A 19,430-nucleotide genomic window follows, 5' to 3' on the forward strand; every position below is an offset into this window, starting at 1 on the left:
GGCGGGTCGGCAGGGGTGAACCGGTGACGGACAAGGGGTGATGTCAGTCACCGCGGCCAGTCTTTCATGAAACCTCAGCTCGTTCTGAAGGACTGAGGGGCCGATCTGTTGTTGACTCTGGGGCTTCGCCCTAGGATCAGAGCTTGACAGTCTGTAGAGTTCCGGGATATCTGCCACGTCCTGATCAGGCAGTTCAGCAGACAGACCGGGGAGGTGCGATGGCGGGAGAGAACAGTGCCGGGCCACCGCATGAGTTCCCGATGGCCTCCGTGCACCCGGTGCTCGGGCCCGCGCTGATGATCTCCTCGCCGGTGCTCATCCTCGGCGGACCCTCCCCGGCGGCCTCGGAGCTGAGTCAGCGGCTGCGTGGGATCGATGTGAAGGTGCTGCTGGCCTCCAGCGCGGAGACCGCCCGGCAGGCGCTGCAGGTGGACGCCCCGGAGCTCTTCGTGGTGGACGCGCGCTCCAGCCGGCGAGTGGGTGACCTGGAGCGGGTCATGGAGGGTCTGCGCGCGAGCACCGAGCCGTCTGCGGTGCTGCACTGGTTCGACGCGGACGTCGAGCTGGAACGGCTGCTCGAGACCGTGCACCCGCAGGATGACCACATGGCGGGTCCGATCTCCGTTCAGGAGGCGCTGCGCCGGCTGCACCTCATCACGGCGCGGCTCCCGGAGCGGACCGAGGGTGAACGTCTGCTGGTCGGTGATCTCGAGCTGGACACCGCGGCACGCACGGTGCGCCGAGGCGGCCGAGACATAGACCTCTCCGACACGGAGTTTCGTCTGCTGCGCCTGCTGATGCGCCATGCCAGGACGGTCCTGCCCAAGGCCGAGATCCTGCAGCAGGTATGGGAGTACGAGTTCGCCGGACAGGCCAACATCGTGGAGCTCTACATCTCTTATGTGCGCAAGAAGATCGAGGCCGACATGCCCCGGATGATCCACACCGTCAGAGGGGCCGGATACGTGCTGCGCCCGGCGGATCATGGACCCTCCAGCCCGTCGTCGGCATCCTCGGCGGGCTCGCCCTGAGGGTCGAGCCCCAGGTCAACTTATTACTGACTGGTAGCTTGTGGCACACTGTGCCCATGCATGTGATATTCCGCACCCTGCTGGTGCTGTTCCAGGTCCGCCGTCGACCCACCATGACTCCCTGGGAATCCTCGGTGGTCACGATGCGCGCGCTGCCCACCGACGTCGACATCGCCCGCCACATCAACAACGGCCAGTACTTCTCACTCTTCGATCTCGGTCGGTTCGACCTCATGGCACGCTCCGGACTCTGGGCACAGATGCGTAAGCGCGGATGGTCACCGGTGGTCCAGTCCGAGCAGATCACCTTCCGACGCTCGGTGACGTTCATGACTCGGTTCGAGATTCACACCCGCATGATCGGCTTCGATGAGAAGTGCTTCTACTTCGAGCAGCGAGCCGTGGTCGACGGTGAGATCTACGTTCGGGCCCACGTCGCCGGCCGGCTGCTCTCCAGCGCGGGCCCCGTGCCCAACGTCGAGATCCTCGGCGCGATCCGCGACCTCGGCCACGAGGTGCCGGAGGACCTCTCTGTCAGTGAGGAGCTCCAGACCTGGCGGCGCGATTCGGCGCTGCCGGCCGCCCGGAAGACGGCTCCCAACACCTGGTGAGGCGGCTCAGCCGGGGGAGTCGGACCGGCGAGCGGCCACGACCATCGCGGCGGCGCCAGCGAGGATCGCCACCAGCGCCAAGACGACCGCGTTGAAGGCCTGGAGGGTGTTCAGTCCGGTCGCCGCCAGCTCCGAGTCCTCGGCCAGCTCCGAAGGCGCGGCCTGCTCCGAGGCTTCGGTCGGCTGTGCGGCCGACGCGGAGGGGCTGGTGCCGGAGGCATCCCGCCCGGGGAGCGAATAGCCGGGCATTCCAGGAATCGGTGGGCCGCTGAAGGTCTCGGAGGCTTCTGCGGGGGTGCTCGCGGCGCTCGGGGTCTCGGCCGCCTCGGGAGTCTCCGGTGTGACAGGCGCCGGGATGTCCTCGCCCGCGTCGGGCTCCTGGGGTGGGGTCGGCTGCACCGCGTCGTCGGCACCCTCCGATGTGGACTGCAGACCGATGTTGCATCGGTCTGCGACCCGCTCCCCGCTCGGGGAGATTCCACGAACCGCGAAATCATCCTGTGCAGAACCAGGCGGCAGCGGTGAGGGGGCCTGATAGTAGACGACCCCGCCGTCGATCCAGATGGTGGCGCCGGTCAGGCTCGAGCCGACGGTGAGGTCGGTCAGTCCGCTGCTCATCTGCAGGCGCAGGGTCTCGGTCTGTCCCGGGGCGGTGAAGGCGGAGCCGCAGCGAAGGTAGTGCTCGCCCTCCGCGGGCGCCGAGATCTCCTCCTCCGGATCGGTCGGGAAGACCGGTGGGGACTCCTCGTCGGTGGGCTCGGGCTGGGGGAGCTCGGGGTCTGTGGACTCGGGCTCGGTAGGTCCAGGATCGGTGGGTCCAGGAGCGGTGGGCTCAGGATCGGTGGGCTCAGGATCGGTGGGCGCGGGGTCAGTCGGTCCAGGATCGACCGGCTCTGGCTCCGGCGTGTCCATGGGATCCGCCGGCAGGGTGGGGTCCTCCGGGGACTCGAGGGGATCCTCGCCGGGATCCTCGCTGGGATCGAGCGGCTCCGGGGCGGGCTCCGGCGAAGGTGCAGGACCCGGGTCCGCGACGTCATCGTTCGACTCCGAAGCGTCTCCATCGACCTGCTGGTCAACCGTGTCACCGGTGCCCGTGGTGGGAGCGGCGGAAGTCGACGGGGCATCGGGGGACGCGACGGCTGCGGTGGGGGCTGCGCCCACGAGCAGGGCGATGCTCACCAGGGCTGCGCCGCTGAGCGGGACGGCCCGCCGTGCTCCTCGCTTCATCCAGTCCTGCTCCCCGCGCCGGTGGTCAGCTGCGCCCATGTTCAGGCGGCTGTCCATGTCTTCAGTCCAGCGGCCAGTGTACGTTCCGGGCCACCATTTTCATAACGAAACGGTAAAGGTGGCCGGATTCCGAGACGACTGCGGAGCGCGCCCGATGCGCTGCATCACCGGGCGCGCTCCGCATCCAGCCGGGGGAGACGAGGGGTCTCTGGGGTCAGCTGATGCGCGTCTCCGGGGACTTCGTCAGGCTGGGATCCTGCTCGGCCAGATCCCCGAGCACCGCGTCGATGGCGTGCATCGCGGCGTCGTCAAGGATGACTCCGGCGGCGGCGACGTTCCCGGAGATCTGCTCCGGACGGGACGCACCGACCAGCGCGGAGGCGACGTTCGGGTTCTGCAGCACCCACGCCACGGCGAGCTGCGCGAGATCCAGGCCGTGGTCCGCGGCGATCGGCTTCAGGTTCTGCACCGCGGTGAGGATCTCCTGGTCCATGTACCGCTCGATGAACTTTCCTGCCTCCTTGTCCGAGGCGCGGGAACCCTCCGGAGCGGCCCGGCCCGGCAGATACTTTCCGGTCAGCACGCCCTGGGCGATGGGTGACCAGACGATCTGGGAGATGCCGAGATCCTCCGACGCCGGCACCACCTCGGGCTCGATGACCCGCCAGAGCATGTTGTACTGCGGCTGGTTGCTGATCAGCTGCACGCCGAGGTCCTTGGCCAGCGCGTGTCCCGCACGCAGCTGGTCCGCGGTCCACTCGGAGACCCCGATGTAGAGCGCCTTGCCGGAGCGGACCACGTCGGCGAAGGCCTGCATGGTCTCCTCGAGCGGAGTCTCGTAGTCATAGCGGTGCGCCTGGTAGAGGTCGACGTATTCGGTGCCGAGTCGGGTCAGCGAACCGTTGATCGACTCCATGATGTGTTTGCGGGAGAGTCCGGTGTCATTGTGCCCCTTGGGGCCGGTCGGGAAATAGACCTTGGTGAAGATCTCCAGGGACTCACGGCGCTGCCCGGCCAGTGCGTCGCCGAGGACCTGTTCGGCCACGGTGTTGGCATAGACGTCCGCGGTGTCGAAGGTCGTGATCCCGGCGTCGAGCGCTGCGTGGACGCACTCGGTCGCGACGTCGTTCTCGACCTGTGAGCCGTGGGTCAACCAGTTGCCGTAGGTGATCTCTGAGATTTTCAGGCCTGAATGTCCGAGATATCTGAATTCCATTCTTCGACCTTATCCCCGTCGGCCGCGCAGGACCATGGGGTGCGTGAGGAGTTCACCGAAAGGCTCTGACCAGGCGGTCCAGGGCTTCCTGCATGTGTTCCTCAATCTCCCGCACCAGCGCGGCATCGTCGCCGGAGGCGATGGCCTCGACGATGCGTGAATGCTCCGCGACCTGGTCCTCGGGATCGAAGTAGGTCCCCTGCAGCGCCGTCATGCACATCCTGGTCTCCACCATCAGGGTCTCGTGGACCCGGTGCAGCCGGGGGCTTCCGGCCAGACTCACCAGCTCCTCGTGAAAGGCGAAGTCTGCGTCCGCGAGCGCCTCGAGGTCCCCGGCTGCTGCGGCGGCGGCCATCGCGGCAGCTCGGGCGCGCAGGCGCTCGGTGCCCGGTATCACCGCCTCGCTGTGGGCCACCGCGCGGGCCGCGGCGGTCTCGATCGCGGTGCGGGTCAGGTAGAGATCACGGATCTCGGCCTCGTCCAGCTCCTTGACGAAGAGTCCGCGATTGAGCTCGCTGCGGACCAGGCCTTCCTGGACCAGGCGCTGCATGGCCTCGCGCAGCGGGCCCCGACTGACGCCGAACTCGGCCGCCAGGGCCACCTCGGAGAGCTGGGTTCCTGCGGGCAGGGCGCCTCTCATGATTCCCTCGCGCAGCTGGCGGGTGATCAGCGAGGAGGTGGACTCACGGGGGACGGGCTGAAAGCCTGACGCGGAACTCATGATATCTCCGGATTGTTGACAATCTTCACAGGTATTCATAGCATAGCCGCACTGAAGATGAAAGGTCGGCAGACCAGACATGGGCCGGGCAGGGCCGATACGACGGGCCAGGAATGAGCAGGTGAACATGACCCCAGCGAGACCGATCATCACGGTGCTGTGTCCCACTGCAGAGGCGGCACCGGAGGACGAATCACAGGACGCATCACAAGTTTCAGCTCAGAATTCAGCCGAGCTCCAGCGACCCGCAGGGCTGGAGCCGATCGAGCGCCTGGCCGAGGTCAGGTACACCGACGCCGCCGGGCTCGGCGCCGCACTCGAGGGCGCGCAGGCGCTCTTCCTCTGGGACTTCTTCTCCCCGGCGGTGCGACAGGCCTGGCCGCAGGCGGACGCGCTGAGATGGATCCATGTCGCCGCGGCCGGAGTGGACGCGCTGATGTTCGAGGAGCTGCGCAGCTCCGAGGTCACGGTGACCAACGCGCAGGGAATCTTCGACCGGCCGATCGCGGAATACGTGCTGGCAGCCATCTTCGCCCATGCCAAGGACTTCGCGGCAAGCCTGCGCCACCAGCAGCAGCGCCAGTGGGTGCACCGCGAGACGCTGCAGGTGCAGGGAACCTCCGCGCTGGTCATCGGCACCGGGGCGATCGGCCGGGAGACGGCGCGGCTGCTGCGCGCGGTCGGGATCACGGTCACCGGAGCCGGACGCACCGCCCGCGAGCAGGATCCAGACTTCGGCACGGTGGTGGACAGCGCGCAGCTGCCCCAGCACATCGGCGGCTTCGATCACATCATCAACGCCGCCCCGCTCACCGCGCAGACCACCGGGCTGATCGGCGCCCAGTCCCTGGCGGCCATGCGCAGCGGTGCGCACCTGATCAACATCGGTCGCGGAGAATCCGTGGACGAGCCCGCGCTGGTCGAGGCGCTGGAAGCGGGCCGCCTCGCCCACGCCACCCTCGACGTCTTCGCTCAGGAGCCGCTGCCGGTGGACTCGCCGCTCTGGACGATGGAGTCGGTGACGATCTCCGCCCACATGTCCGGAGACGTGATCGGCTGGCGCAAGGCGCTCGCGGAGCAGTTCGTGGACAACGCGCAGCGCTGGCTCGACGGGGCGGAGCTGAAGAACATCGTGGACACCGCCAAGGGATACGTCCCGCGACATTGAACTGAATCTGACCCAGCCGACGCTTCACCCACCCGACCTGCTGCACCAGACGAGTCCTCGGACTCCAGAGCTTGAGGAGGGGCGCATGACGCACCTTGCTGACCTGACCGCCGTCGAACTTCTCGCGGGCTACCGCACCGGCGACTTCACCCCGGTGGACGCCACAGAGGCCGCCCTGGAGCGGATCGAGGCGCACAACGGGGCGCTGAACGCCTTCGTGCTGGTGGACCGGGAGTCCGCCCTCGAGTCCGCCCGGGGCTCGGCACGGCGCTGGAGCTCCGGTGAGACGCTGGGCCCCGGAGACGGGGTGCCCACCTCGATCAAGGACATCTTCCCGACCGTGGGGTGGCCGACCCTGCGCGGCAGCAGGCTGATCGATGAGGCCGGCCCCTGGGATTTCGACGCACCCTGCGTGGCACGGCTGCGCGAGACCGGGGCGGTGCTGCTGGGCAAGACCGCGACGCCGGAGTTCGCCTGGAAGGGCACCACCGACTCGCTGCGGTTCGGCGCCACCACCAACCCCTGGAACCCCGCGCTGACCGCGGGCGGATCCTCCGGCGGCGCGGCCGCGGCGGTCGGGGCCGGGATGGGCCCCTGGGCGGTGGGCACCGACGGTGGCGGCTCGGTCAGGATTCCGGCGGCCTTCACCGGCACCGTGGCGATCAAGGCCACCTACGGCACCGTGCCGATGTACCCCGCAAGCCCCTTCGGGACCCTCGCCCATGCCGGGCCGATGGCGCGCACCGTCACCGACACCGCGCTGCTGCTCGATGTGATCGCCGGCTTCGACGCCCGCGACTGGTCCGCGCTGCCCTCACAGACGCGCCCCTTCTCGGCAGAGCTCGCCGAGCTCGAGGTCGACGGGGGCTCGCTCGCCGGAGTGCGGATCGGCTACTCGCCCACCCTTGGCCTCGGGAGCAATGATCCCGAGGTCGAGGCGCGGGTCGATGAGGCGGTCCAGGTGCTGGTCTCGCTGGGCGCCCAGGTGGAGCAGGTGGACCCCGATCTGGAGGATCTGATGGAGGCGTTCCACGTGCTCTGGTTCACCGGTGCGGCGAAGGTGCTCGAGGCCTATGGCCCCGGCGCGCTGGAGCATGTGGATCCAGGCCTGCGCGCGGGCATCGAGAAGTACGCCGATGCCTCGGCGCTGGACTATCTCAGCGCCACCGGGGTGCGCATGAACCTGGGGGTGCGCATGGGGGCGTTCCACCAGAAATACGATCTGCTGGTCACTCCCACCATGCCGATCCCTGCCTTCGACGCGAACCGGCAGGCTCCCGTCGGTTGGCCCTCGGACCTGTGGACCAGCTGGACCCCGTACACCATCCCGTTCAACATGACCCAGCAGCCCGCCATCTCGGTGCCCTGCGGGCTGACCAGCGCCGGGCTGCCGGTGGGGCTGCAGATCGTCGCCGCCAGGACGCGGGACCGCTCGGTGCTGCGCGCGGCCCGGGCCTATGAGCTGGCCAGCGGTGAGAAGTTCAGTGCGACGGTGGCGCCGGCCCGACAGGCCGCGCCGGTCGCCCGGGTCGACGGAGCTGTGCGATAGCCACACCGGTCAGCGTCACCGCGCCGCCGATGATCCCCAGCAGCGGCGGGATCTCTCCGAGAGTGAGCCAGGACATCACCACGACGACGGCGGGCACCGCCAGCGTGCTGGCGGCGACCTTGCCGGTGGGGAAGTGGTTCATCGCGTAGCCCCAGAACCAGAAGCCCAGCGCGGTGGGTCCGATGCCCATGTAGATGGCGCCGATGATCACCGGTGTCGAGGTGGTCTGCAGCTCTTCCCAGGTCGCGCCGAGGAAGGGCAGCAACGCGATGGTGCCCGCGGCGCAGGCCAACCAGGTGGCGGTCAACGGGTCGGTGTGGCGCAGTGCCAGCTTCTGGATCAGCATGCCGGCGGCGTAGAGGAACGCCGCGATCAGCGCGATGCCCAGCCCGATCAGGGCCAGCTGGCCGGTGGATCCGGCCACGGTGATCAGTCCGATGCCGCAGAGCGAGACCACCATCCCCATGAAGAGCCGGGTGGAGAAGGACTCCTTGAAGAACAGCACCGCGCCGACCCCGACCATCAGCGGGGCGAGATTGACCACCATCGCGATGGTCCCGGCGTCGAGGTAGTGCCCGGCGAGGTTGAACACCACGGTGTAGAGCGCGAACCAGATGACCCCGAAGAGCGCGGTGAGTCCGAGCGCGGCTCGGGTGGGCCGGTGCAGCCTCCCACGGCGGACCCAGAGCAGCAGCGCGCTCAGCGTCACCGCTCCGGCGAGCAGCCGCAGCAGCGCGAGCGGCCCGGGGGAGAGCTCCCCGGCCGACCATCGGATGAGGACGAAGGATGAGGCCCACATGAGCACCGTGGCGATGATGGCCGCCACCGGCAGTGCTGTGCGGGTGCGGGTGGCGTTCTGAGTCACGCCATGACTGTACCGCCGCCGCTCGAGCCCGATTCTCACCCGCTTTGCCGAATGGCCGAGCCCGGGCTAACATAGACAGTCGCAAGCCGTGCTGCGCTGTGCACATGCGTGTCCTCTTGGAGCGGGGGCTGTCATGGGTATCAGCGCCGGAAAGCAGCATGGCAGTTGTGAAGCCTGGATTCCAGAGCACCACATCAAGCACCACCGTCCGTTCAGCGTCTCGCTGGACGAATGAGAAGACACTTCGGTTGGATCTCACCCAGCCTGGTCCGTCCTCGCAAGTAACGGTGTCATAGCTGGTGGCGGGACCCAGAATCGGGGACCGCCCGTATACATTCACGTACTTACGCAAGAGGAGTGATCATGGCAGCACGTTGCCAGGTGACCGGAGTGGGGCCGCAGTTCGGCAACTCGATCTCCCACTCGCATCGGCGCACCAAGCGCCGGTTCGACCCGAACATCCAGAAGAAGCGCTACTGGGTTCCTTCATTGGGACGCAATGTGACGCTGACCTTGTCCGTCAAGGGCATCAAGACCATCGACGTCCGCGGCATCGACGTTGTCGTCGCCGAGCTGATCGAGAAGGGTGAGAAGCTCTAATGGCCAAGGACAAGGACGTACGTCCCATCATCAAGCTGAAGTCGACGGCAGGCACCGGGTTCACCTATGTGACCCGTAAGAACCGCCGCAACAACCCCGACCGCATCGTGCTCAAGAAGTACGACCCGGTCGTTCGCAAGCATGTCGACTTCCGAGAGGAGCGCTGATCATGGCTAAGAAATCCAAGATCGCAAAGAACGAACAGCGCAAGGTCATCGTTGAGCGCTACGCCGAGAAGCGTCTGCAGCTGAAGAAGACCCTCGTTGATCCCAACGCGTCGGACGAGGACCGCGAAGCAGCTCGCGTGGGTCTGCAGAAGCTTCCCCGCGATGCTTCCCCGATCCGCGTGCGCAACCGCGACTCCATCGATGGTCGCCCCCGCGGCACCTTCCAGAAGTTCGGCATCTCGCGCATCCGCTTCCGGGATATGGCTCACAAGGGTGAGCTGCCCGGTATCACCAAGTCTTCCTGGTGATCAGCCGCGGCTGAAGCAGAACCATCTCTGAAGGGGTGGGTCGCCTTTGGGCGGCCCGCCCCTTCAGTGGTTGTCCAATACACATTCTGCTGTAGATTGGACCCAGAGCCCGCTCGCCTCGGCGAACGAGCTCCACAAAGACCGCCACCCGTGCGGAGGCTCCTGTTCCTCACCCCCTGGAGGAACAGCATCAGTCCTCCCACGGGTGGCTTTTTGTTCGTGAGCTTTTTGTTCATATCACCCTCCCCGGCCGCCGTGCGGTGTGTTCGCGGAGCGGTAAATGCGTCGTTCTGGCCCAGGATCACGCGGTTCCATGCTGGTTCGGCCGGGCCTGCGTGGTAAGTTGCCGTTCTGAAAGCCCCACGCGGCATGACCGGTCCGGCGACGCAGAAGAGCGCGTCAGTCGCGCGCATTGCGCAGGTCATGCCGGGGACTGCCACCGAATACGTCCAGGAGGACAAACACATGGCACTGAACCGCAGCGAGCTCGTCGCAGCAGTCGCAGAGAAGTCCGGAAACTCCCAGGCCGCCGTCAACGGCGTTCTGGATTCGGTCTTCGAGGTCTTCACCGAGCAGGTTTCCAAGGGCGAGAAGGTCAGCATTCCCGGTTGGCTGGCAGTGGAGCGCACCAAGCGCGCCGCCCGCACCGGACGCAACCCGCAGACCGGTGAGACCATCCAGATCCCGGAGGGCTACTCCGTGAAGCTCTCCGCAGGTTCCAAGCTGAAGGCTGCTGCCACCGGCAAATGAGCCCGATGAGCCGCGGCACTCTGTGAAGCAGAGTCGCCCCGGCCCAGCAGACGACGTCGGCCCCTCGCCCCGAGAAACGGGCGAGGGGCCGACGTCGTCTGCGCAGGCTCGTCCACACCGACTCTTCTACACGGCGTAGAATCGTTGGACGCCGAAGTCCCCAAAGACCCAAGGAAGGTGCAGCCCCGCCATGACAGCCTCACTCGCATTCACCGCGGCAGCACCTGCCGCCCCCGACCTGCCCGACTGGGCTCCGCTGGTCTTCGGCATCGGCAGCCTGCTCGTGCTGGTCCTGGTCATCGTGCTGGCCCGACGCAAGATGCAGGAGTCCGCGCGCTGGCGGCAGCGGTCCCAGGAGGACGTCGACGGCGATGACCCCCGGAAGAACCCCCGGCAGGGCCCGCAGCGGGATCCCCGGCAGGACCCGCCCAGGAACGACGACGCGTGAGCAGCTCTGTGACCTTGCCTGCCCGGCAGGCGCCGGCCCGGCTCTGGACCGCACCGCTGCCGCTGACCGCCGCCGCGCTCTGCACCGGGCTGCTGGCGCTGATCATCACCGGCGTGCTCACCGGCACCAACGACCCCAGCGAGCTCTCGGACCCCGGTGCGCTGACCCGATGGGGACTGCCGGTCGCCCGGTTCGTCCACCACCTCGCCATGGCCACCGCGATCGCCGCGGTGATCCTTGCCGCCGTGGCGGTGCCGCCGCAGGCCGGTCCGCGGCGACGCAGGAAGCTGCCGACCGACGACCCAGCCGCCGAGCATCCGCTGTTCGCCCGGACCCTGCAGATCGCCAGCCTGGCCGGGGTGGTCTGGACCGTGGCAGCGGTGGCCGTGCTGGTGCTGACCTTCTCCTCGCTCTCCGGGCTCGAGCTCTCCGCCTCGGACTCCTTCGCCGCCGGATTCTTCGGCTACGTGCAGTCCATCGCCACCGGCCAGGCCTGGGCCGCAGTGGTGCTGATCGCCGCGGTATTCGCCACCCTGGTCACCGCCGTGCGCGCCCCGGCAGGACTGTTCTTCATCGCGGTGCTCGGACTCACCGCGATCCTCCCGATGGCGCTGGTCGGGCACTCCGCCTCCGGTGATGACCACTACGCGGCGGTCAACTCGCTGGGACTGCATCTGCTCGGCGTCGTCATCTGGGTCGGCGGGCTGGTGGTCCTGGCACTGCTGGGCCCCGCCCTGAGCCGGGAGGCCGCGGAGACGCGCGAGCGCTCGGCCGCGACGTCGACCAGCGCCGCGCCAGCCAGCGCGAAACCGGCACCTGGGATGACCGAGACGCTGCTGCGGCGCTACTCGACCCTGGCCGGGCTGGCGCTGCTCACGGTGGCGGCCTCCGGGATCATCAACGCGAGCCTGCGCATCGAGTCGCTGGGGCAGCTCACCTCCACCAGCTATGGGCTGATGCTCTCCGCCAAGCTGCTGGCCACCCTGGCCCTGGCGGTCATCGGGTGGATGCACCGGTCCTGGATCATCCCGCGGCTGGGCAGCGGTGCGCGTCCCGCGGGGCTGCTCTTCCAGCTGATCCTCGTGGAGGTCGCAATCATGGCCGCGGTGATCGGGGTCAGCACGATCCTGGGACGCACCGCCCCTCCGGTGCCCGAGGAGCTTCCCCCCGACGCCACCCCGGCCCGGCTGCTCACCGGCTACGACCTGCCCCCCGAGCCCACCGGCAGCCTCTGGCTGACCCTCTGGCGCCCGGACTGGCTGTGGGTCGCCATCGTCGTCTTCCTCGCCGCCTGGTACGTGCTGGCGATGGTGCGGATGCGCCGGCGCGGGGACTCCTGGTCGGTGCTGCGCACGGCCAGCTGGCTCTTCGGGCTGCTGGTGCTGCTCTGGGTCACCTCCGGCGGGCCGGCGGTCTACGGGATGGTGCTGTTCTCCGGACACATGATCCAGCACATGACGCTGACGATGGTCGCCCCGATCTTCCTGGTGATGGGCTCTCCGGTGACCCTGGCGCTGCGCGCGCTGCCGGTGCGCACCGACGGGACCCGCGGCCCGCGGGAGTGGATCCTCTGGATCGTGCACTCGCGCTTCTCGCGGATCATCACCAACCCGATCGTCGCGGCGGTGAACTTCGCCGGCTCGCTGCTGATCTTCTACTACACCCCGATCTTCGGACTGGTGCTGGAATACCATGTGGGCCACGAGCTGATGATCTTCCACTTCCTGGCCACCGGGTACATCTTCGCGCTGGTGCTGATCGGTCAGGACCCGCTGCCCGCCCGGCCGGCGCACCCGATGCGTCTGATCATCCTGCTGGCCACCATGGTCTTCCACGCCTTTCTGGCGGTGGCGATGACCAGCTCGGACCAGCTGATCCAGGCTTCCTGGTTCGGCAACATGGGCTACGACTGGGGGTTCACCGCACTGGAGGATCAGCGCAGCGGCGGTGAACTGATGTGGGCGCTGGGCGAGATCCCGGCGATCCTGATGTCCTTCGTGGCCGGGGTCATCTGGTCCCGGGAGGACAAGCGCGAGACCAGGCGACTGGACCGCGAGGCCGACCGCACCCAGAACGCGGAGCTCAACGACTACAACGACATGTTCGCCGAGATGGCCGAACGGGACGGACCACGATGAAGCCAGCGCCCCTTCCGGTGTTCGGAGCCGCCCTCGCCGCGGCGCTGCTGCTCAGCGCCTGCGGGTCAGCTCCCGACGAAGCCCCCGATGATGCCGACCACTCCGGGGTCGACGGGAATGAGGCTGCCGCCGACGGTGAGACTGACGGTGACGGTGACGGCGACGGCGAGGCGCAGGGCGACGGCGAGGCGCAGGGCGACGGCGAGGCGCAGGGCGACGGCGAGGCGCAGGGCGACGGCGCGAGTGCCGCAGGCCTGAGCGCCCCCGACCGGCTGATCACCGCCGCCCAGGAGGGCGCCGGACGCGCGGCGAGCTTCGGCTTCACCGAGATGGGGTTCGTCTCCGACGAGGTGGCCGGCTCCTACCGCGAGCTGCTCGAGGAGAACTCCCTGGCCGGGGAGGACCCCGAGGCGCAGGTGAGCCCTGAGGCCTGCGCGCAGCCGCTGGCCGCCGTTGACTTCTCACCGCTGCTGCTCGGCGAGGAGACCGTGCGCGCCGACTACTTCGCAGACAGCTTCTCCGGGGCCGGCTCCATCGAGCTGGCCACCTTGGACGGCGAGGCCGACCAGGAGCGTGTCGCCGAGCACCTGGAGAATGTCGCGGCGCTGCTGGACTCCTGCCGGGACACCGAGTTCACCCTGGACGGGATCGACTACGAGCTGCGCATCGAGGAGCCGACGCTGCAGGACCAGGACGGGGTCTCCTCCGAGCAGGCGGAGAACACCGCGGCCTATTCCTGGGAGCGCAGCGGCGGTGAAGGAACAACTTTCGCGCAGATCCTGTTCACGCAGGTGGACGATGACATCATCATGGTCTCCTTCACCGGCGGTGAGGCGGCAGGCTCGGCGGAGTTCACCTCCATCGCCGAGGCCATCGCCGCCGAAGCATCCGCCGCGCTGGAGACCGCAGAATAGCCAGGCACGACTCAAGGGAGATCCCGCATGACTGAGACTGAGACGATTCGCCGCACCGAGCGGGTGCGCGCATCCGAGCTTCTCGGACGAGGCTGGCTGAACACCGGGGGCAAGGACGTCTCACTGGAGGACCTGCGCGGGAAGATCGTCATCCTGGACTTCTGGACCTTCTGCTGCATCAACTGCCTGCATGTGCTCGACGAGCTGCGCCCGCTGGAGCAGCGCTTCAGCGACGTCCTGGTCACCGTCGGCGTGCACTCCCCGAAGTTCGAGCACGAGGCTGACCCCGACGCGCTCGCCGCCGCCGTCGAGCGCTACGAGATCGCCCACCCGGTCCTGGACGACCCGAACCTGGTGACCTGGCAGGCCTACTCGGCCCGCGCCTGGCCGACCCTGGTGGTCATCGACCCGCAGGGCTACATCGCCGCGAACCTCGCCGGCGAGGGCCACGTGGCCGGACTGACCTCGCTGGTCGAGGAGCTCGTCACCGAGCATGAGGCCAAGGGCACGCTGCACCGCGGCGACGGCCCCTATGTCCCACCCGAGCCGGTCTCGCGCACGCTGCGCTTCCCCGGCAAAGCCGTCCCGGTCGGCCGCGAGCTCGGCGGATCCGACGCCGCACAGGGTCACTTCATGGTCTCTGACACCGGCCACCACCGGATCGTGGAGCTCGACGCGGACTTGGCTACCGTGGTCCGTTCCTGGGGCGGGGGAGAGGACCTTCAGAAGGGCCACCACGACGGCGACCCCGCAGCCGCCCGGTTCAACGAGCCCCAGGGCCTGACCGTGCTCCCGGCCGAGCTGGCGCAGCAGGTCGGCTACGACATCGTGGTCGCCGACACGGTCAACCACCGGCTCCGCGGCATCAACGCCGAGACCGGAGAGGTCACCACCGTGGCCGGCAACGGCGTACAGCGCCTCCTCGACGCCGAGCGCGCCCGGGCCGGCGCGGTGGAGTCCGGCAGCCTGGGCACCGATCCGCTGAACGTCTCGCTGTCCTCCCCCTGGGACGTGCTCTGGTCCAACACCCTGGACCTGGTGGTCATCGCCATGGCCGGCACCCACCAGATCTTCACCTTCGACCCCGCCACCGGGGAGCTGTCGATCTTCGCCGGCACCGGCCTCGAAGGTCTCCTCGACGGCTCCGCCGAGACCGCCTGGTTCGCGCAGACCTCGGGACTCACCGAGGACGCCGCAGGCGACATCTGGATCGCTGACTCCGAGACCTCCGCGCTGCGCGTGATCCGCACCGGTGCCGCCAGCGCCGAGGACGCCACGGCGGCCGGAGCAGGCGGCACGGAAGCGCCGTCCCCGGTGGTGGAGACGCTCATCGGCGAGGGCCTCTTCGACTTCGGGTTCCGCGACGGAGCACCCGGGCAGGCCAGGCTGCAGCACCCGCTGGGGGTGACCGCGCTTCCGGACGGCTCGGTGCTGATGGCTGACACCTATAACGGTGCGATCCGCCGCTACCGCGGTGAGCACCTCGCCGCCGACGGCACCACCGTGGCGGCCAGCGTCTCGACCGTGGCGCGCGGGCTGAAGGAACCCTCCGACGTGCTGCTCGACGCCGATGGCACGAGCCTGCTCGTGGTGGAGACCAACGCGCACGAGCTGGTCCGCATCGCGGTGCCCAAGGAATACCTCACCGTGGACGAGGGCGCCACACAGAGCCAGCGCCCATCCACCGCGGTGGCACCGGGAGAGTTCTCCCTCGCCATCGGCTTCACGGCCCCCACGGGTCAGAAGCTCGATGACCGCTGGGGCGATCCGACCCAGCTGAAGGTCTCTTCATCCCCGGAGAACCTGCTGCTCACCGGCGCCGGGAACTCCGAGGGGCTGCGCCGGACGCTGCAGCTGAACCCAGAGGTCAGCGAGGGAGTCCTGCACATCACCGCCCGGGCCGCCGCCTGCGACGGCGCACCCGGAGAAGAGATCCCGATGCACGCCGCCTGCCACCTCTACCAGCAGGACTGGGGCATCCCGGTCACGCTTGAAGTCGGCGCGCAGAGCGAGCTGACCCTGGACCTGCGCGGAGTCCGGTGATCGCGCATCTCGGTGATCCCGGCGCTCCCGCAGCGGGACCTGCGTTGATAGGCTCAGCCAAGAACATAAGTTTCTGCGAGAGGGCGGATGAACTATGACCACGATGGTCGTTGTCGCGAGCAAGCACGGGTCCACCGCGGAGATCGGCGAGCACATCGCCTCCACGCTGAAGAACCGGGGCGTCTCTGCCCACGTCAAGGACGTCTCCGAGGCTGGCCGGTGGCTCTTCGAGACCGACAACGTGGTCCTGGGCATCCCCGTCTACCGGGAGAAGCTGTGGGGCCCGGCGATGATGTTCCTCGACGCTCACCGGACCGAGCTCGGCGGCAAGCCGCTGTTCCTCTTCGCCTCCGGCGGCGGACCCAGCCTCAAGCCCGAGCTGGCCGAGACGCTGCGCAGCTACCCGCACCGCGAGGCCACCTACTTCCGCGGCGCCATCGACGCCGAGAAGCTCAGCTTCTTCGAGAAGCTTCAGCTCAAGGTGGTCAAGGCACCCGAGAACGCGGACTTCCGCGACTGGCCCGGGATCGAGGACTGGGCCGGCTCACTCATCGCCTACGGTCTGAGCTGATCCAAGCCCTTGATCCTGCTTCACCGATGATCGAATTCGATCGGGTCACCAAGAGCTACACCCGACCCGTTCGCCGAGGCGAGACGATCCACGCGCTGCACGAGGTCAGCCTCAGCGTCGGAGAGTCCGAGATCTTCGGCGTGGTGGGCGAGTCAGGCTCGGGCAAGTCCACCCTGCTGCGGATGGTCAACGCGCTGGAGATGCCCAGCTCGGGAGACGTCACCGTCAACGGGGTCAACCTCGCCGCGCTGCGCCCACGCGAGCGACGCGCCCAGCGCCGCCGGATCGGCATGGTCTTCCAGCAGTTCAACCTGCTCGCGAACAAGACCGTCGTGGCCAATGTGGCGCTGCCGCTGAACCTGCACCGGCGCCGCGGCGGCCTCGGAAGGCGCGGACCAGGATCAGCGAGATCCGGCTCCGAAGTCTCCCGATCCGAGGACCGGGCCCGCGAGATGCTCGACTTCGTGAACATGGGAGCCCACTCCCTGAAACATCCCGCCCAGCTCAGCGGCGGAGAGAAGCAGCGGGTGGCGATCGCGCGCGCGCTGGTCAACGAGCCCGACATCCTGCTCTGCGACGAGCCCACCTCCTCGCTGGACAGCCAGCACACCGACGAGGTCATGGCCACCCTGCTGCGCGTGCGCGCCGAGATGGGGACCTCCATCCTGCTGGTCAGCCATGAGCTCGAAGTCATCCGCGGCGCCTGCGACCGCGCCGCGATCCTGGAGTCCGGCCGGCTGACCGGCATCGCCGAGATCGCCCACCTGCAGGCACGCGAGAAGTTCGACAGCTATTCCGAGCGCGCCCGCCGATACCTCCAGGGGGAGCAGGAGTGAACGAGCTGGCGCGACGCCTGAGCGAATACCGGGGCGAGATCATCACCTCGATCGTGGAGACCGGCGCGATGCTGGGCTGGTCGCTGCTCGCCGCGGTGCTGGTCGGGCTGCCCATGGGCACCGGGATGTATCTGGCCCGCCGTGGCGGGCCCAAGGAGCGGGGCTGGGTCTACACCGGGCTCAACGGCTTCGTCAACGTGGTCCGCTCGGTGCCGTTCCTGCTCTTCGTGGTCGCGCTGATCCCGTTCACCCGCTGGGCGGTGGGCACCTCCTTCGGGACCACCGCCGCGGCGGTCCCGCTCTCCTTCGTCGCCGTCGCGCTCTACGCCCGCTGGGTGGAGCAGACCCTGGTGGACATCCCCCGCGACACCGTGGAGCTCGCCGACTCCCTCGGCGCCGACACGCTTCAGCTGGTCACCCGGTTCCTCTACCCGGAGGCACGCTCCGGGCTCGTGCTCTCGATGACCACGGTCACCATCTCGATGATCTCCTACTCCACGATCATGGGCGTCGTGGGCGGCGGCGGCGTCGGTGACTTCGCCATCCGCTACGGCTACCAGCGGTATGAGTACGACATCATGTACGTGACCATCGCGGTGATCGTGGTGCTGGTGATGCTGATCCAGACCTTCGGCACCAGACTCTCCATGGCGCTGGACCACCGGTCACGCTGACGCCGCACGCTTGATTCCGCCGCACCATTGATTCCGCCGCACCACTGACTCCGCCGCACCGGCGTGCCTGGCATAACCGGCGCGCAGGCGTCGTTGAAACCATCGGGCCCGGCACGGGTCCGCCCATCCGAACGAGGAGCATCTTGACTGCCCAACTGCAGAACCGTCCCGTCCGCGCACTCAGCGGGGCCGCCGTCGTCCTTGCACTCTTCGCCACCGCGGCCTGCTCCTCGGAGCCGGGCGACGCGGAAGGTGATGACACGCTGATCCAGGTCGCCTCGCACACCACGCCGATGACCGACGTGGTCGAAGCCGCCGCCGAGGTCGCCGAGGAGGATGGCTACACCATCGAGCTCGTCGAGGTCAGCGACAACGTCCAGTACAACCGGCTGCTCGCCGACGGCGAGGTCGACGCGAACTTCGCGCAGCACCAGCCGTATATGGAGGCCTACAACGCTGAGCACGACGCCGAGCTCGCCGTCGTCCAGCCGATCTACAACGCCCGCGTGGGCTTCTACTCCCGGGACTACGACTCCATGGAGGAGATCCCCGACGGCGCCCAGGTCGCGCTGCCCAACGATGAGTCCAACGAGGGCCGCGCGCTGGCGATCCTCGCCGACCAGGGGCTGATCACCCTGGCCGAGGGCGTCGGCTTCGAAGGCACGCTCGACGACATCGAGGAGAACCCGAAGGACCTCGAGTGGGTCCAGGTGGACCTGTTGAACCTGACCTCGGCCTATGAGGAGGACGGCATCGCCGCGGTCTTCAACTACCCGACCTACATCGCCAGCCTCGGGCTGACCCCTCAGGACGCCATCGCGGTGGAGGAGAACATCGACGAGCGCTTCGCGATCTCGCTGGTGGCCCGCGAGGGAGACCTCGACTCCGAGAAGATCGAGGCCCTCGAGCGCGCCATGACCAGCGACGAGGTCCGCGAGTTCCTCATCGAGGAGCACGACGAGACGCTGATGCCGGCCTTCTGAGGCTGATCCGCCGGGCGGGCCCCGGGCTCAGGCTCGGGGCTCAGCCCGGCTCCGCGCGCTCCCAGGGCTCGATCCCGCCCGGGATGACCCGCATCATCGGGTGCGCGGCGGGGACGGCCGTCTCCCCGGTCGAGGCACGCAGGGCACGCAGCGCCTGCAGGTTCTGCTGCGCCTTCTGCGGGGAACGGGTTCGCAGCTTCGCGCCCAGGTGATCCCATTCCAGCAGCAGCTGGCCCGTCGTCACCGGCATCAGCTCCTGCTCACCGGTGCTGCTGATCTTGGTCGCGTCGAAGCGGTAGCCGCGCGCGCTCGCCTCGCTCAGCACGCCCTGCAGATACGCGCCGATCGCGATCAGCGGGTCAGCCTGCGCGCGAAAGCGCACCAGCTGCGGGTGACTCATGTACCCCTTCGTCCGGCCCTGCAGCACCGCCTGGGCGAGCAGCGTCTCCCGCCAGCAGGCGACGAGCCCCTGCCGGTCCAGATAGCCGGGGTCCAGGCTCCAGATACGCATCCCTCCAGGCTAACCGGGTTGCGCGACGTCTGGCGTAACAGAGCACGCTGACCCGGGCATCGCGGATGCTACCGTTCTGTGCCTGTCCATGACCGGACC

General features: G+C 68.4%; 21 protein-coding genes. 16 read left to right on the top strand and 5 right to left on the bottom strand.

Annotated elements, in window-relative coordinates:
* Window positions 1-218: 218 nt before the first annotated feature.
* Window positions 219-1,031, top strand: coding sequence for a winged helix-turn-helix transcriptional regulator (locus LSI54_RS00810; protein WP_241477539.1), 813 nt, complete (start codon window positions 219-221; stop codon window positions 1,029-1,031).
* 56 nt (window positions 1,032-1,087) lie between these two features.
* Complete coding sequence (locus LSI54_RS00815; protein ID WP_241477540.1) at window positions 1,088-1,642, top strand: acyl-CoA thioesterase; 555 nt, start codon at window positions 1,088-1,090, stop codon at window positions 1,640-1,642.
* A 6-nt stretch (window positions 1,643-1,648) separates the two neighbouring features.
* Here LSI54_RS00815 and LSI54_RS00820 read toward each other — a convergent pair whose 3' ends face one another.
* The 3 genes from LSI54_RS00820 to LSI54_RS00830 form a co-directional block, all read right to left on the bottom strand.
* On the bottom strand, window positions 1,649-2,926 hold the full coding sequence (locus LSI54_RS00820) for a hypothetical protein (RefSeq protein ID WP_241477541.1): 1,278 nt from the start codon (window positions 2,924-2,926) through the stop codon (window positions 1,649-1,651).
* 157 nt (window positions 2,927-3,083) lie between these two features.
* Window positions 3,084-4,085 (bottom strand): aldo/keto reductase family protein, encoded by a 1,002-nt coding sequence (locus LSI54_RS00825; RefSeq protein ID WP_241477542.1) that lies wholly within the window; start codon window positions 4,083-4,085, stop codon window positions 3,084-3,086.
* 52 nt (window positions 4,086-4,137) lie between these two features.
* Window positions 4,138-4,806 carry a GntR family transcriptional regulator gene (locus LSI54_RS00830; protein ID WP_241477543.1) on the bottom strand — a complete coding sequence of 223 codons (669 nt, stop codon included), beginning with the start codon at window positions 4,804-4,806 and terminating at the stop codon, window positions 4,138-4,140.
* A gap of 127 nt (window positions 4,807-4,933) precedes the next feature.
* On the opposite strand from LSI54_RS00830, the gene LSI54_RS00835 reads away from it, so the two are divergent.
* Both LSI54_RS00835 and LSI54_RS00840 read left to right on the top strand, forming a co-directional pair.
* Window positions 4,934-5,974 carry a D-2-hydroxyacid dehydrogenase gene (locus LSI54_RS00835; protein ID WP_241477544.1) on the top strand — a complete coding sequence of 347 codons (1,041 nt, stop codon included), beginning with the start codon at window positions 4,934-4,936 and terminating at the stop codon, window positions 5,972-5,974.
* 85 nt (window positions 5,975-6,059) lie between these two features.
* Entirely contained in the window at window positions 6,060-7,523 is a 1,464-nt protein-coding gene (locus LSI54_RS00840; protein WP_241463722.1) for an amidase, read from the top strand.
* On the opposite strand, the gene LSI54_RS00845 is transcribed toward LSI54_RS00840, so the two are convergent.
* On the bottom strand, window positions 7,456-8,388 hold the full coding sequence (locus LSI54_RS00845; protein ID WP_241470234.1) for a DMT family transporter: 933 nt from the start codon (window positions 8,386-8,388) through the stop codon (window positions 7,456-7,458). The two genes, LSI54_RS00840 and LSI54_RS00845, sit on opposite strands and share 68 nt — an antisense overlap.
* A 363-nt stretch (window positions 8,389-8,751) precedes the next feature.
* Between LSI54_RS00845 and rpmB the strand changes: the two genes are divergently transcribed.
* The 12 genes from rpmB (at window position 8,752) to LSI54_RS00905 (ending at window position 18,820) form a co-directional block, all read left to right on the top strand.
* The gene (gene rpmB, locus LSI54_RS00850) at window positions 8,752-8,988 is read left to right on the top strand and encodes a 50S ribosomal protein L28 (protein WP_036474464.1); all 237 of its coding nucleotides are present in this window, start codon (window positions 8,752-8,754) and stop codon (window positions 8,986-8,988) included.
* Complete coding sequence (gene rpmG, locus LSI54_RS00855; RefSeq protein ID WP_022872124.1) at window positions 8,988-9,155, top strand: 50S ribosomal protein L33; 168 nt, start codon at window positions 8,988-8,990, stop codon at window positions 9,153-9,155. The genes rpmB and rpmG overlap by 1 nt, the downstream gene beginning before the upstream one ends.
* A 2-nt stretch (window positions 9,156-9,157) precedes the next feature.
* Window positions 9,158-9,463, top strand: coding sequence for a 30S ribosomal protein S14 (rpsN, locus tag LSI54_RS00860; protein WP_036474463.1), 306 nt, complete (start codon window positions 9,158-9,160; stop codon window positions 9,461-9,463).
* Between the two features lie 465 nt (window positions 9,464-9,928).
* Window positions 9,929-10,213: an HU family DNA-binding protein gene (locus LSI54_RS00865; RefSeq protein WP_241463724.1), complete on the top strand. Its 285-nt coding sequence runs from the start codon at window positions 9,929-9,931 to the stop codon at window positions 10,211-10,213.
* A 190-nt stretch (window positions 10,214-10,403) separates the two neighbouring features.
* Window positions 10,404-10,661 (top strand): hypothetical protein, encoded by a 258-nt coding sequence (locus tag LSI54_RS00870; RefSeq protein ID WP_241463725.1) that lies wholly within the window; start codon window positions 10,404-10,406, stop codon window positions 10,659-10,661.
* Entirely contained in the window at window positions 10,658-12,799 is a 2,142-nt protein-coding gene (locus tag LSI54_RS00875; RefSeq protein ID WP_241475751.1) for a cytochrome c oxidase assembly protein, read from the top strand. Before LSI54_RS00870 ends, LSI54_RS00875 begins: the two co-directional genes overlap by 4 nt.
* Window positions 12,796-13,713, top strand: coding sequence for a hypothetical protein (locus LSI54_RS00880; protein WP_241477545.1), 918 nt, complete (start codon window positions 12,796-12,798; stop codon window positions 13,711-13,713). Before LSI54_RS00875 ends, LSI54_RS00880 begins: the two co-directional genes overlap by 4 nt.
* A gap of 27 nt (window positions 13,714-13,740) precedes the next feature.
* Window positions 13,741-15,756: an NHL domain-containing thioredoxin family protein gene (locus tag LSI54_RS00885; RefSeq protein WP_241477546.1), complete on the top strand. Its 2,016-nt coding sequence runs from the start codon at window positions 13,741-13,743 to the stop codon at window positions 15,754-15,756.
* A 94-nt stretch (window positions 15,757-15,850) separates the two neighbouring features.
* On the top strand, window positions 15,851-16,327 hold the full coding sequence (locus LSI54_RS00890; protein WP_241470231.1) for a flavodoxin domain-containing protein: 477 nt from the start codon (window positions 15,851-15,853) through the stop codon (window positions 16,325-16,327).
* A gap of 26 nt (window positions 16,328-16,353) precedes the next feature.
* Window positions 16,354-17,163 (top strand): methionine ABC transporter ATP-binding protein, encoded by an 810-nt coding sequence (locus LSI54_RS00895; RefSeq protein WP_241470230.1) that lies wholly within the window; start codon window positions 16,354-16,356, stop codon window positions 17,161-17,163.
* A complete protein-coding gene (locus LSI54_RS00900; RefSeq protein ID WP_241470229.1) occupies window positions 17,160-17,837 on the top strand; it encodes a methionine ABC transporter permease in 678 nt (225 codons plus the stop codon). The genes LSI54_RS00895 and LSI54_RS00900 overlap by 4 nt, the downstream gene beginning before the upstream one ends.
* Before the next feature lie 143 nt (window positions 17,838-17,980).
* A complete protein-coding gene (locus tag LSI54_RS00905) occupies window positions 17,981-18,820 on the top strand; it encodes a MetQ/NlpA family ABC transporter substrate-binding protein (protein WP_241477547.1) in 840 nt (279 codons plus the stop codon).
* Between the two features lie 40 nt (window positions 18,821-18,860).
* On the opposite strand, the gene LSI54_RS00910 is transcribed toward LSI54_RS00905, so the two are convergent.
* Complete coding sequence (locus LSI54_RS00910; RefSeq protein WP_241470227.1) at window positions 18,861-19,331, bottom strand: pyrimidine dimer DNA glycosylase/endonuclease V; 471 nt, start codon at window positions 19,329-19,331, stop codon at window positions 18,861-18,863.
* Window positions 19,332-19,430 lie beyond the last annotated feature (99 nt).

The organism is Nesterenkonia sp. AY15, from assembly GCF_022565855.1.
GTDB lineage: Bacteria > Actinomycetota > Actinomycetes > Actinomycetales > Micrococcaceae > Nesterenkonia.

Coding starts and splice junctions, on each gene's coding strand:
- LSI54_RS00885 (WP_241477546.1), top strand. CDS start 13,741: ATGACTGAGACTGAGACGATTCGCCGCACCGAGCGGGTGCGCGCATCC.
- rpmG (WP_022872124.1), top strand. CDS start 8,988: ATGGCCAAGGACAAGGACGTACGTCCCATCATCAAGCTGAAGTCGACG.
- LSI54_RS00865 (WP_241463724.1), top strand. CDS start 9,929: ATGGCACTGAACCGCAGCGAGCTCGTCGCAGCAGTCGCAGAGAAGTCC.
- LSI54_RS00910 (WP_241470227.1), bottom strand. CDS start 19,331: ATGCGTATCTGGAGCCTGGACCCCGGCTATCTGGACCGGCAGGGGCTC.
- LSI54_RS00890 (WP_241470231.1), top strand. CDS start 15,851: ATGACCACGATGGTCGTTGTCGCGAGCAAGCACGGGTCCACCGCGGAG.
- LSI54_RS00810 (WP_241477539.1), top strand. CDS start 219: ATGGCGGGAGAGAACAGTGCCGGGCCACCGCATGAGTTCCCGATGGCC.
- LSI54_RS00870 (WP_241463725.1), top strand. CDS start 10,404: ATGACAGCCTCACTCGCATTCACCGCGGCAGCACCTGCCGCCCCCGAC.
- LSI54_RS00840 (WP_241463722.1), top strand. CDS start 6,060: ATGACGCACCTTGCTGACCTGACCGCCGTCGAACTTCTCGCGGGCTAC.
- LSI54_RS00825 (WP_241477542.1), bottom strand. CDS start 4,085: ATGGAATTCAGATATCTCGGACATTCAGGCCTGAAAATCTCAGAGATC.
- rpsN (WP_036474463.1), top strand. CDS start 9,158: ATGGCTAAGAAATCCAAGATCGCAAAGAACGAACAGCGCAAGGTCATC.
- LSI54_RS00820 (WP_241477541.1), bottom strand. CDS start 2,926: ATGGACAGCCGCCTGAACATGGGCGCAGCTGACCACCGGCGCGGGGAG.
- LSI54_RS00895 (WP_241470230.1), top strand. CDS start 16,354: ATGATCGAATTCGATCGGGTCACCAAGAGCTACACCCGACCCGTTCGC.
- LSI54_RS00815 (WP_241477540.1), top strand. CDS start 1,088: ATGCATGTGATATTCCGCACCCTGCTGGTGCTGTTCCAGGTCCGCCGT.
- LSI54_RS00835 (WP_241477544.1), top strand. CDS start 4,934: ATGACCCCAGCGAGACCGATCATCACGGTGCTGTGTCCCACTGCAGAG.
- LSI54_RS00830 (WP_241477543.1), bottom strand. CDS start 4,806: ATGAGTTCCGCGTCAGGCTTTCAGCCCGTCCCCCGTGAGTCCACCTCC.
- rpmB (WP_036474464.1), top strand. CDS start 8,752: ATGGCAGCACGTTGCCAGGTGACCGGAGTGGGGCCGCAGTTCGGCAAC.
- LSI54_RS00880 (WP_241477545.1), top strand. CDS start 12,796: ATGAAGCCAGCGCCCCTTCCGGTGTTCGGAGCCGCCCTCGCCGCGGCG.